At 61.2% G+C, this 12,348-nt stretch carries 11 protein-coding genes; 10 read left to right on the top strand and 1 reads right to left on the bottom strand.

Features of this window, described 5'->3' with window-relative positions; genetic code table 11:
- The first annotated feature begins 69 nt into the window (after nt 1-69).
- From CKW32_RS11885 to CKW32_RS11875, 3 genes are read left to right on the top strand one after another with little or no spacing between them, the layout of a single operon-like run.
- Nucleotides 70-1,095 (top strand): aminoglycoside phosphotransferase family protein, encoded by a 1,026-nt coding sequence (locus tag CKW32_RS11885; protein WP_032883852.1) that lies wholly within the window; start codon nt 70-72, stop codon nt 1,093-1,095.
- The gene (gene murU, locus CKW32_RS11880) at nt 1,092-1,766 is read left to right on the top strand and encodes an N-acetylmuramate alpha-1-phosphate uridylyltransferase MurU (protein ID WP_032883851.1); all 675 of its coding nucleotides are present in this window, start codon (nt 1,092-1,094) and stop codon (nt 1,764-1,766) included. Before CKW32_RS11885 ends, murU begins: the two co-directional genes overlap by 4 nt.
- Nucleotide 1,767: 1 nt before the next feature.
- Nucleotides 1,768-2,535 carry a TerB family tellurite resistance protein gene (locus CKW32_RS11875; protein ID WP_032883850.1) on the top strand — a complete coding sequence of 256 codons (768 nt, stop codon included), beginning with the start codon at nt 1,768-1,770 and terminating at the stop codon, nt 2,533-2,535.
- A gap of 78 nt (nt 2,536-2,613) precedes the next feature.
- On the opposite strand, the gene CKW32_RS11870 is transcribed toward CKW32_RS11875, so the two are convergent.
- Nucleotides 2,614-3,588, bottom strand: coding sequence for an alpha/beta hydrolase family protein (locus CKW32_RS11870; protein WP_095185038.1), 975 nt, complete (start codon nt 3,586-3,588; stop codon nt 2,614-2,616).
- 77 nt (nt 3,589-3,665) lie between these two features.
- Between CKW32_RS11870 and CKW32_RS11865 the strand changes: the two genes are divergently transcribed.
- The 7 genes from CKW32_RS11865 (at nt 3,666) to CKW32_RS11835 (ending at nt 12,307) form a co-directional block, all read left to right on the top strand.
- Nucleotides 3,666-5,660: a histidine kinase gene (locus CKW32_RS11865; protein ID WP_032883848.1), complete on the top strand. Its 1,995-nt coding sequence runs from the start codon at nt 3,666-3,668 to the stop codon at nt 5,658-5,660.
- An 18-nt stretch (nt 5,661-5,678) separates the two neighbouring features.
- Nucleotides 5,679-6,308, top strand: a complete 630-nt coding sequence (locus CKW32_RS11860) for a response regulator transcription factor (RefSeq protein WP_032883847.1) — start codon at nt 5,679-5,681, stop codon at nt 6,306-6,308.
- 214 nt (nt 6,309-6,522) lie between these two features.
- Nucleotides 6,523-7,635: an ABC transporter ATP-binding protein gene (locus tag CKW32_RS11855; protein WP_095185037.1), complete on the top strand. Its 1,113-nt coding sequence runs from the start codon at nt 6,523-6,525 to the stop codon at nt 7,633-7,635.
- 43 nt (nt 7,636-7,678) lie between these two features.
- Nucleotides 7,679-8,719, top strand: coding sequence for an ABC transporter substrate-binding protein (locus CKW32_RS11850; RefSeq protein ID WP_032883845.1), 1,041 nt, complete (start codon nt 7,679-7,681; stop codon nt 8,717-8,719).
- 214 nt (nt 8,720-8,933) lie between these two features.
- Entirely contained in the window at nt 8,934-10,181 is a 1,248-nt protein-coding gene (locus CKW32_RS11845; protein WP_032883844.1) for an ABC transporter permease, read from the top strand.
- A gap of 12 nt (nt 10,182-10,193) precedes the next feature.
- Complete coding sequence (locus CKW32_RS11840) at nt 10,194-11,018, top strand: ABC transporter permease (RefSeq protein WP_017739612.1); 825 nt, start codon at nt 10,194-10,196, stop codon at nt 11,016-11,018.
- 140 nt (nt 11,019-11,158) lie between these two features.
- On the top strand, nt 11,159-12,307 hold the full coding sequence (locus CKW32_RS11835) for an iron-containing alcohol dehydrogenase (protein WP_032883843.1): 1,149 nt from the start codon (nt 11,159-11,161) through the stop codon (nt 12,305-12,307).
- The last annotated feature ends 41 nt before the right edge of the window (nt 12,308-12,348 follow it).

Raw genomic sequence — 12,348 nt, 5'->3', positions numbered from 1 at the left:
GGTCTGAAAAAGATGCGTGATAATAAAGCATGACCCGCTTGACGGCTAGCGCCGTCGGAGACCCTTGTAATGCCTGAGCAAGATCTACGTTTACAACAGCTGGAAGTCTGGCTGGATGAGCAGTTGCCGATCCTTTTCAACGCTCAAGACTGGGGCTCCGTACCCCCGGCCACACTGACTGCGGCCAGCAGCGACGCGAGTTTCAGGCGTTACTTCCGTTGGGAGGGTGGCGGCCGGACTTTCGTGGTGATGGACGCTCCACCCCCCCAGGAAAACTGCAAACCCTTCGTCGATATCGCCCATTTACTGGCGAAGTCGGGCATAAATGTTCCAAAAATTTATGCAGAAGATCTGTCGCGCGGCTTTCTTTTGCTCAATGACCTGGGCAGAAAAACCTACCTGGACGTGATTGACGAACAAAACGCCGATCAGCTGTTTGCCGACGCCATCGACGCCTTGCTGGCATTCCAGCAGTTGCCGATGGACGCACCACTGCCCAGTTATGACGTCGCCTTGTTGCGCCGCGAGCTGGAACTCTTTCCCGAGTGGTACGTACGGCGCCATTTGGGTGTCGAGTTGGATGCAGAACAACAAGCCCTCTGGCAGCGTGTCAGCGACCGGCTGATCGACAGCGCCTTGGCGCAGCCGAAAGTGCTGGTGCATCGCGACTATATGCCGCGCAACTTGATGATCAGCGAGCCGAACCCCGGCGTGCTGGATTTCCAGGACGCGGTCTACGGCCCGGTCACTTATGACATTACCTGCCTGTTCAAGGACGCTTTCCTCAGTTGGCCCCAGGCGCGCGTACGCGATTGGCAGCGCGGTTATTGGGAACGTGCGGGCCAAGCGGGCATCCCGGTGCAACCGGATTTTGATGACTTCCTGCGTGCCAGCGACCTGATGGGTGTGCAGCGCCACCTCAAGGTCATTGGCATCTTCGCGCGTATTTGCCATCGCGACGGCAAGCCGCGCTACTTGGCCGACGTGCCGCGCTTCTTTGCTTATATAGAAGCAGTGCTCGCCGATCGCCCGGAGTTGAGCGAATTGGCTGAGCTGCTGACCAGCCTGCGCCAGCCCGCTGAGGCCAGCGTATGAAGGCCATGATCCTGGCCGCCGGCAAAGGTGAGCGGATGCGTCCGCTTACCTTGCACACGCCCAAGCCGCTGGTGCAGGCCGGCGGCAAGCGTCTGATCGAATACCACCTGGAGGCGCTGGCCAAGGCCGGCTTCACCGATATCGTGATCAACCACGCCTGGCTCGGCCAGCAGATCGAGAGCTATTTGGGCGATGGTGCGCAGTTTGGCGTACGCATCCGTTACTCCCCGGAGGGCGAACCGCTGGAAACCGGCGGTGGGATTTTCCAGGCGTTGCCGTTGCTGGGGGACGAGCCTTTTCTGGTGGTCAATGGCGATATCTGGACTGACTACGACTTTACCCAACTCAAGCAACCGCTCAGCGGCCTGGCTCACCTAGTGATGGTCGACAACCCAGCGCATCATCCCTCGGGCGGTGATTTCTTCCTTGATGAGGGTCTGCTTCATGATGCGACGCCCGGTGCCGATAACCTGACCTTCAGTGGCATTTCAGTGCTCGACCCCCAGTTGTTCGCGGGTTGCAGTGCCGGTGCCTTCAAGCTGGCGCCGCTGCTGCGTGCGGCGATGGCCAAGGGTCAGGTAACGGGGGAACACATGGCGGGACGCTGGATTGATGTCGGCACGCTGGAGCGCTTGGCGCAAGTCGAAACCCTGCTGACAGCGGGGCAGTAGCATGTTGTGGCCAGGGACGCTGATCGGCGCCGGGGCTGGCTTTGCCATTGCCAGTATTCCGGGGGCCTTGTTGGGTGCATTGTTGGGGCAGGCGTTGGACCGCCGAATGCAACTGCGCAGCTGGGCTCAGTTGCGCGAGCGCATGGGCGGCCGCCCGGTGCTGCGCAATGATGAGTTGTTGTTTGTATTGCTCGGGCGCCTGGCCAAAAGCAACGGGCGCGTGGTGGACGGGCATATCCAGCAGGCGCGTCAGGAGATGCGCTCGCTGGACATGACCGAGTCCGCCCAGCGCCGCGCGATTGCGGCGTTCAATCGCGGTAAGTCGGGCTCCGACCGTATGCGCAGTTATCTGCGCGTGCTCAAGGCTCAGCCCCATGCGGCGGAGGGAGTGTTGCGCGCCTGTTGGCGGATGGTCTGGGCGGACGGCAAGGCGGATGATGCCGAGCGCGACTTGATCAACCTGTGGGGCAAGTGGTTGGGCTGGACGCCGCAGCAGCTTCAGGCCTTGGCGGCGGACTACACGCCTGAGCGCAAGCCGCTGGTCAATCGAGGCACGACCTATCAGGAAGCGTTGCGACTGCTCGGCGTCACCGCTACCACCGAGCCGTCGGTCATCAAACGTGCCTATCGCCGCCTGCTGAGCCGTCACCATCCGGACAAGGTGGCCGGTAGTGGCGCCAGTCTCGCGCAAGTGCGTGAGGCGACCGAGCGAACCCGTGAATTACACAATGCTTACTCGTTGATTCGCGAGCGCCGGGATTTTCGCTAGATGCCGCTCTTTCACGGATAACCACATTCCGATGTGGGAGAGGGGCAAGCCCCTCCCACATTGTTTTTGTGCTGTTCTTCAGTCGGCGCTGGCCTGCGGGCTCAACCACCCGCGAATTCTGCGATACAACTGCTCCTGCTCGGCTGCGCTATTGCCGGGCACGGTTTTCAATGAAACCTGCTTATAGCCATCATTCTTCAATCGCTTGGCAGCCTGGGCACGGGCCTGAGCGTTTTTGCGTGCCTGCGCGTTGTCTTGATAGAAGACATCGGCAGTCGGCAGTTTCAGGCCGGGCGCCAGTTGCTGCACGTCCGGATGGCGTCCGTTAGGCGTCTGCGCCGCGACCATCACAAATTTCTGCACCTGGGACGGTTGTTTCTCGGTGAGATAACGCGCGGCCCACCAGGCGCCTGTGCCATGACCCAGCAGCACCACACTGCGTGCGTTCTGGGTCTGGGCGAAGGCCACGGCAGCGTCGATGCGGTCGAAGATGCGCGAGGCGTCGGTCTTGTCCTGCTCGTCGGCGCCCGGCACCACTGATGGATCGGTGCCCTCGGCTTCGGCGCTGGCGGCTTGTTCGATCGGTTTGTCGGCGGTGCTCGCTTCTTTGCTGCTGGTGTCGACAGTGGCTTTGGGTGCTTCCATAACGCGCGGCGGCAGGGTATCTACGCTCACATCCGGCAATGACAGGCTGAGGCTGCCCCAATTGGCGTCGGGAAATTTGCGCCGCAACGGGCCGATTGCTTGCGGCCAGTCAGCACTTTCACCGCTGCCCGGTACGATAATCACCACACCTTCGGGTTCGGCGCTGTTGGCCGGTTTCCACAGGGCGAGGAATGAGTCGCTGCCAGCCTGCAATTGTTGCTGTTCCTGCTGAGGGATGGTGCGCTCCAGCGCGGTGGCGTCTTCCTGGCTGCGCTCAAGCAGAGGCTGGCGCTCGACGGGTTTTTCGTCGGCCGGCGCGGTGGCGTCGGCGGCCTGTACAGAAAAGGCACTGGTAAACAGCAGCGACAGGCACAATGCTGGCAGTGCCGAACGGTTTCGATAGGGCATCGTAGATTTCCGGCCAGAAGAGATTCCAGCAGCCTAATGGGTTGGTCAGTTTTTGTCAGTGATGTGAGACGTGGATCATGGGTTTTCGCTGTCTGCTGGTTATCGGCTGTTTGTGCGTCGCCTTGATGGCGAACGCCTCCCCTACGCCTGCCGCCCCGCAGGCGCAGCTCAATGCGCAGCAGCGCGAATGGCTGGCCCAGCACCCGGAATTGCGGGTGGGCGTAGTGCTGCAGTTGCCTTACGCGCAATACGACCGTCGCTTGCAGCGCTTGTCCGGGGCCAATGTGGAGTTGATGCAGTGGCTGGCCAAGGCGCTGAATATCGAGCTGACCTGGCGCAATTTCCCCAACCAGGAGCAACTGGAAGCCGCCGTCCGCGACGACGAAGTGGACATTGCCCCCGGCCTGCAACAAACCCCAGCCGGTTTGCGCCTGTGGTTATTCAGCGACCCGTACATGCGTGTGCCCCAGCATATCGTCGGCATCCGCGAGGGCGGCGGCGCGGTGGAGCTGGAAAAACTCGACGATCAATCCCGCGTCGCCGTGCGCATGCCCAGCGCCGTGGCCGATTACTTGCGCAGCACTTATCCCAACCTCAACCTGCAAGGTGTGCCCATCGAGCGCCAGGCCTTGCAGTTATTGGTCAGCCAGCAAGCGCGTTATGCCGTGGTAGATGAAGCGCAATTAAGCCGATTATCCGGCGAGGCCGAGTTCGCCGGTTTGGCGGTGGTGGGGGACATCGGTCTGCCGCAATTGTTGCGGGTGGCCACACGGCGCGATTGGCCCGAACTGGCGGGCATCATGGAAAGTGCCTTGGGCGCTATCCCCGCCCGAGACCTTGACCAACTGCATAGCCGCTGGCTGCAACCCAAATACCCACGGTTATCGGAGTCGCCTGGGTTGTGGCAGAACCTCAGCCTGTTACTGAGCCTGCTGCTGCTCGCCAGTTTGGCGACCGTGTTCTGGCAGCGCCGCCAGCAACGTGTGTTGGAGCATGGCCTGCTGGCCGCCCGTGAAGAAAGCGCCGCCCGCGCTGCTGGTGCCGAAGCGCTGCGGTTGACACAGTTTTCCATCGACCAAAGCACCGTCGGCATCCTGTGGGTCAACTGGGACAGTCATGTGCGCTACGCCAACCACGCCGCCGAAAGCATGCTCGGTTATGCCCCTGGCGCACTGATCGAGCGGCCGCTGGTTGACCTCGACCCGACCCTGGACATGGACCGCTGGCTCAATTTGTGGAAGCGCGCACGGGCCAGCGAAGAGGGACCACAGAACTTCGCCACCGATTGTTTGCGCGCCGACGGCAGCATCCTGCCGGCCAACGTGTCGTTGAGCTTTTTGCGGTTTGCCGAGGCTGAGTACTTGGTGGTTTACCTGAACGACGTCACCGAGTTGCGCCGCACGCTGGCCGCGTTGATGCAAAGCGAAGCGCAACTACGCGAACTGTCGGCCCACCTGGAAACCGTGCGCGAGGAAGAAAAAGCCCGCATCGCCCGGGAAGTACATGACGAACTCGGTCAGATGCTCACCGTGCTCAAGTTGGAAACGTCCATGTGCGAGCTGGCTTATGCGCAACTGGATCCTGGCCTGCACGAGCGCTTGAACAGCATGAAGCGCCTGATTGCTCAACTGTTCCAACTGGTGCGGGACGTCGCGACGGCGCTGCGCCCACCGATTCTCGATGCTGGCATTGCCTCCGCAGTTGAATGGCAAGCCCGTCGTTTTGAAGCGCGCACGCAGATTCCCTGTCTGGTTCAGGTGCCGGATAACCTGCCGACCCTGAGCGACGCCAAGGCCATCGGCCTGTTTCGTATCCTGCAGGAGGCGCTGACCAACGTGATGCGCCATGCCCAGGCGCATACTGTGGAGCTGACGCTGGCCATAGAAGGCTCGGATTTGCGGTTGACCATCAGCGACGACGGCGTGGGTTTCGTCCAGCCTGAAGGGCGTGCGGTATCGTTTGGCCTGGTCGGTATGCGCGAGCGGGTGCTGATCATGGGCGGGCAATTGAGCCTGCACAGCGAGTTGGGGGAGGGCACCACCCTGAGTGTGACGGTGCCGCTGGATGCATAACGCCAAGAGGAAGTCCCTGTGATCCGTGTACTGGTAGCCGAAGACCACACCATCGTTCGTGAAGGCATCAAACAACTGATCGGCCTGGCCAAAGACCTGCTGGTGGTGGGGGAGGCTAGCAATGGCGAGCAGTTGCTGGAGACGTTGCGCCACGTGCCGTGCGAGGTGGTGTTGCTGGACATCTCGATGCCCGGCGTCAACGGCCTGGAAGCGATTGCGCGCATCCGTGCGTTGAGCAACCCACCGGCGATCCTGGTGCTGTCGATGCACGACGAAGCGCAAATGGCAGCCCGTGCCCTGAAGGTCGGTGCCGCCGGATACGCCACCAAGGACAGCGACCCGGCGTTGTTGCTGACGGCGATCCGCAAAGTCGCGGCCGGCGGGCGTTATATAGACCCGGACCTGGCCGACCGTATGGTGTTTGAAGTCGGTCTGACCGACGCCCGGCCATTGCATTCGTTGCTGTCGGAACGGGAGTTCTCGGTGTTCGAACGCTTGGCGCAGGGCGCCAACGTCAATGACATCGCCCAGCAACTGGCGCTGAGCAGCAAGACCATCAGCACTCACAAGGCGCGATTGATGCAAAAGCTCAATATCACCTCCCTGGCTGAGCTGGTGAAGTACGCCATGGAACACAAGCTGTTGTGATGACATGCCTGTTTGCGACCTGCTTCAAACCCCGCTGACGCCATTCCCGGCGCTTCGCACTGCAGCACTGTTCCATCCCCGCCATCCGTGTAGGGCAATCCCTACCCCCAAGCTTCCATCCTGCTGATGCAATTCTCTCCTGGCCCCCGATTTCCGGGGCCTCGCGCCTGGACTACGCTTGTGCCACAGCAGTCCAAAACACAAAGGTGCGGGTATGAGCGAGGTGGATTCAAATGATGTGCTGGTCAGCTTTCGTGGCGTGCAGAAGAGCTACGACGGCGAGAACCTGATCGTCAAAGACCTCAACCTGGAAATTCGCAAGGGCGAGTTCCTCACCTTGCTCGGGCCTTCCGGTTCGGGCAAGACCACCAGCCTAATGATGCTCGCCGGGTTTGAGACGCCGACTGCCGGTGAAATCCAGCTGGCCGGGCGCTCCATCAACAACGTGCCGCCGCACAAGCGCGACATTGGCATGGTGTTCCAGAACTACGCGCTGTTCCCGCACATGACCGTGGCCGAGAACCTGGCGTTTCCATTGTCCGTGCGCGGTTTGAGCAAGACCGATGTCAGTGAGCGGGTCAAGCGCGTACTGAGCATGGTCCAGCTCGACGCGTTCGCCCAGCGCTACCCGGCGCAACTGTCCGGCGGCCAGCAACAGCGTGTGGCCCTGGCCCGCGCGTTGGTGTTCGAACCGCAACTGGTACTGATGGATGAACCGCTCGGCGCTCTCGACAAGCAATTGCGCGAACACATGCAGATGGAGATCAAGCACCTGCACCAACGTCTCGGCGTGACAGTGGTGTACGTGACCCATGACCAGGGTGAAGCCCTGACCATGTCCGACCGCGTGGCGGTGTTCCATCAGGGCGAGATCCAGCAGATCGCCCCGCCGCGCAAGCTGTATGAAGAACCGAAGAACACCTTCGTCGCTAACTTTATTGGTGAGAACAACCGCCTCAACGGCCGCTTGCACAGCCACACTGGCGACCGCTGCGTGGTCGAGCTGGCGCGGGGCGAGAAGGTTGAAGCACTGGCGATCAATGTCGGCCAGATCGGTGGCCCTGTAACGCTATCGGTGCGTCCGGAGCGGGTCAGCCTCAATGGCTCCAGCGAAAGCTGCATCAACCGCTTCTCCGGGCGGGTGGCCGAATTTATCTACCTGGGCGACCACGTGCGTGTGCGCCTGGAAGTCTGCGGCAAGACCGATTTTTTTGTGAAACAACCGATTGCCGAGCTGGACCCAGCACTGGCGGTCGGCGACGTGGTACCGATTGGCTGGCAAGTCGAGCACGTTCGCGCACTCGACCCACTTCTAGAGGCGAATTGATCGCCCCATGGCTTCACCAACCCTGCACGTGGAGAGAACAACAATGTTGAGATCCCTGAAGTATTCCGTCCTGGCCTTGAGCTTGATGGGCGCGACACAGGCCATGGCCGGCCCGGACCTGACCGTCGTGTCCTTTGGTGGCGCGAACAAGGCTGCACAGGTCAAGGCCTTCTATGCACCGTGGGAAAGCGCGGGCAACGGCAAGATCGTCGCCGGTGAGTACAACGGTGAGATGGCCAAGGTCAAAGCCATGGTCGACACCAAAAGCGTGTCCTGGGACCTGGTAGAAGTGGAATCGCCGGAACTGTCCCGCGGTTGTGACGAAGACATGTTCGAACCGCTGGACCCGAAACTGTTCGGCGACAGCGCCAACTACGTGAAGGGTGCGATCCAGCCATGCGGCGTGGGTTTCTTCGTATGGTCGACTGTGTTGGCGTACAACGCCGACAAACTGGCTTCCGCGCCAACCAGTTGGGCGGATTTCTGGGACACCAAGAAATTCCCGGGCAAGCGCGGCCTGCGCAAAGGTGCCAAGTACACCCTGGAATTCGCCTTGATGGCCGACGGCGTAGCGCCGAAGGACGTTTACAAAGTGCTGGCCGGCAAAGATGGCCAAGACCGAGCGTTCAAGAAACTCGACGAACTCAAGCCGTCGATCCAATGGTGGGAAGCTGGCGCACAACCGCCGCAGTACCTCGCATCGGGTGACGTGGTGATGAGCTCGGCTTACAACGGCCGAATCGCTGCCGTGCAGAAAGAAAGCAACCTGAAGGTGGTGTGGAACGGCGGCATCTACGACTTCGATGCATGGGCGATTCCAAAAGGCCTGGCCAAGGATCGCGCAGAAGCGGCGAAGAAATTCATCGCCTTCTCGGTCGCACCGCAGCAGCAGAAGACCTACTCGGAAAACATCGCCTACGGCCCGGCCAACACCCAAGCCGTACCGTTGCTGGCCAAGGACATCCTCAAGGACATGCCGACTACGCCAGAGAACATCGCCAACCAGGTGCAGATCGACGTGAGCTTCTGGGCGGACAACGGCGAGCAGCTTGAGCAGCGCTTCAATTCTTGGGCTGCCAAGTAACCCGCCTGCTGTGTTCAATGGGCTTTTGTGGTGAGCGGGCTTGCCCAGCGCTGGACTGCCAAGCAGTCCCAAACCAGGCGCCGTGTTCTGTCTGAAAGAACGCGGTGACTGTCAGAGGGGCCGCTTCGCCGCCCAGCGCGGGGCATGCCCGCTCAACACAGCGTCTGAGCCCAGGCACAGGTTTGTCGTCACTTTCAGATTTTCGGAGTTAGCCATGGCCATCGCCGTTCCCTCGAACGAGGTCAACAGCCCCACCCTCAAGCAGCGCCTGGCGCGTGCCGAGCGGGTCAATCGCTGGAAGGCCCAGGCCTTGATTGCACCGCTGGTGCTGTTTTTGCTGCTGGTGTTTCTGGTGCCGATCGTCGCGCTTTTGTTCAAGAGCGTAGGTAATCCGGAAGTGGTGGGCGGCCTGCCGCGTACCGTGGTGGCGGTGACTGCCTGGGACGGCCGTGGTCTGCCGGGTGAACCGGTGTATCAGGCTCTCAGTGAAGACCTGGGTGAGGCGCGCAAAAACCAGACCCTGGGCGATCTGTCCAAACGCTTGAACATGGAGCTGGCCGGCTATCGCAGCCTGCTGACCAAAACCGCGCGGGCGCTGCCGTTCACCGAAGCGCCTGCCTCCTATAAAGAAGCGCTGGAAACCCTCGACGAACGCTGGGGCGACCCGGCGTACTGGCAAGCGATCCGGCGTAATACCAGCAGCCTGACACCGTTCTACCTGCTGGCGGCCGTCGATCACCGCATCGACGACCTCGGCGAAGTGGCCCCGGCCACCCCGGATCAGGCGATCTATCTGGATATCTTTGCCCGTACCTTCTGGATGGGCCTGGTGATCACCGTGATCTGCCTGTTGTTGGCCTATCCCCTGGCGTATCTGCTGGCCAACCTGCCGGCGCGTAAAAGCAACCTGCTGATGATTCTCGTGCTGCTGCCGTTCTGGACCTCGATCCTGGTGCGAGTGGCAGCGTGGATCGTGCTGTTGCAATCCGGCGGTCTGATCAACAGTGCGCTGATGGGCATGGGCCTGATCGATAAGCCCCTGGAGTTGGTGTTCAACCGCACCGGTGTCTACATCTCCATGGTGCACATCCTGCTGCCGTTCATGATTCTGCCGATCTACAGCGTGATGAAAGGCATCTCGCCGACCTACATGCGTGCGGCGATTTCCCTGGGCTGCCACCCGTTCGCCAGTTTTTGGCGCGTGTACTTCCCGCAGACCTACGCCGGCGTTGGCGCTGGTTGCCTGTTGGTGTTCATCCTGGCGATTGGTTACTACATCACCCCGGCACTGTTGGGCAGCCCGAACGACCAGATGGTCAGCTACTTCGTGGCCTTCTACACCAACACCAGCATCAACTGGGGCATGGCGACGGCGTTGGGCGGCTTACTGCTGCTGGCGACCGTGGTGCTGTACCTGATCTACAACCGTTTGGTCGGCGCCAGCCGCCTGCGCCTGAGCTGAGGAGACCTTGCGATGCTGAGCCCTTATATGTCGCCCGTTGAGCGGGTTTGGTTCTACAGCTTGCGGATCCTCTGCGGCTTGATTCTGCTGTTCCTGATCTTGCCCGTGCTGGTGATCATCCCGCTGTCGTTCAACAGCGGCAGTTTTCTGGTGTACCCGTTGCAGGGCTTCTCGCTGCACTGGTACCAGGACTTCTTCGCTTCAGCTGAATGGATGCGAGCGCTGAAGAACAGCATCATCGTCGCCCCGGCGGCCACCGTGCTGGCCATGGTGTTTGGTACGCTGGCGGCGATTGGCCTGACCCGTGGCAATTTCCCCGGCAAAGCACTGGTCATGGCGCTGGTGATTTCGCCGATGGTGGTACCGGTGGTGATCATCGGCGTGGCCAGCTACCTGTTTTTCGCGCCGCTGGGTTTGGGTAACAGCTTTTTCTCGCTGATCGTGGTGCACGCGGTGTTGGGTGTACCTTTTGTGATCATCACGGTGTCGGCGACGTTGCAGGGGTTTAATCACAATCTGGTGCGTGCTGCGGCCAGCCTGGGGGCTTCGCCACTGACTGCGTTTCGTCGGGTGACCTTGCCGTTGATTGCGCCGGGGGTGATTTCCGGGGCGCTGTTTGCGTTCGCGACCTCGTTCGACGAGGTGGTGGTGACGCTGTTCCTCGCCGGCCCTGAACAAGCGACCCTGCCACGGCAGATGTTCAGCGGTATCCGCGAAAACCTCAGCCCCACTATTGCGGCGGCTGCGACGTTGCTGATTGCCTTCTCGGTGTTGCTGTTGCTGACCCTGGAATGGCTGCGCGGCCGTAGCGAGAAACTGCGTACTGCCCAAGTCTAAAGCCCAGCACAGAACCCATGTGGGAGGGGGCAAGCCTCCTCCCACATGGGTTCTGTGACCATTCAGCTGCTGAATGAAAGACAACCTGTTTCGGTCAGCTACTCTTGTGCCAGCCCATCGACTAATAAGAGGCCGCGCACATGAGTACTTCCTCATTCAAGATCGCCCACAAATTGCTGACCGGCGCTGGCGCCATCGAACAACTGGCCTTTGAACTCACGCGCCTGGATGTGGATAACCCGCTGATCGTGACCGACGCCGTGCTGGTCAAATCCGGCACCGTGGCGCTGGCGCTTGAACACCTGGGTGAACGCCCCTACGAAATTTTTGATCGCGTGCTGCCCGACCCGGAAATCGCCATCGTCGAAGACTGCATGCAGGCCTACCGCGACGGCGGGCACGACGGCCTGATTGGGCTGGGCGGCGGCAGTGCCATCGACATCGCTAAAAGTGTGGCCGCCTACGCCGGTTACCATGGCGCCCTGGCCGACTTGTTTGGTGTCGACCAGGTACCGCGCAAGGGCCCGCCGCTGATCGCCATCCCGACTACGGCCGGCACCGGCTCGGAGGTGACCAATGTGGCGATCCTCTCCGACAAGGCCGCACAGCTGAAAAAAGGCATCGTCAGCGACTACCTTTTGCCGGATGTGGCGCTGATCAGCCCGCAAATGACCCTGACCTGCCCACGCAGTGTCACCGCCGCCAGTGGTGTAGATGCACTGGTGCATGCCATTGAGTCCTACCTGTCGCTGAATGCCTCTCCGATCACGGACGCCTTGGCCATCGGCGCAATCAAGCTGATCGCCAAGGCGCTGCCCAAGGCCTACGCCAACCCCGCCAACCTCCAGGCCCGCGACGACATGGCCACCGCCAGTCTGATGGCCGGCATGGCGTTCGGGAATGCCGGGGTGGGTGCGGTGCACGCGTTGGCTTATCCACTGGGCGGGCGTTTCAATATCGCCCATGGCGTGAGTAACGCGCTGTTACTGCCCTATGTGATGCACTGGAACAAGCTGGCGTGTGTCGAGCGGATGCAGGACATTGCTCAGGCCATGGGCGTGAATATCACGGGGTTGAGTGCCAATGACGCGGCCGACCAGGCGGTCGAGGCGATGACGCGACTCTGCGCCGCAGTGGAGATCCCGGAAGGGCTTCACAGTTTCGGGATTCCCGAAGGCGCAATTCCCACCATGGCCGCCGAAGCGGCAGGTATCGAACGGTTGATGCGTAACAACCCGCGCAAGCTCAGCGTGGCGGATATCGAGAAAATCTACCGGGCCGCTTACTAGCCATTGAGCCAGGTCACGGTGCGCGCAGCAAAGCATGAGGT

The sequence above is a fragment of the Pseudomonas sp. Irchel 3H9 genome (assembly GCF_900187495.1).
Classification (GTDB): Bacteria; Pseudomonadota; Gammaproteobacteria; order Pseudomonadales; family Pseudomonadaceae; genus Aquipseudomonas; species Aquipseudomonas sivasensis.
This window is presented reverse-complemented; position numbering and strand designations above follow the sequence as displayed.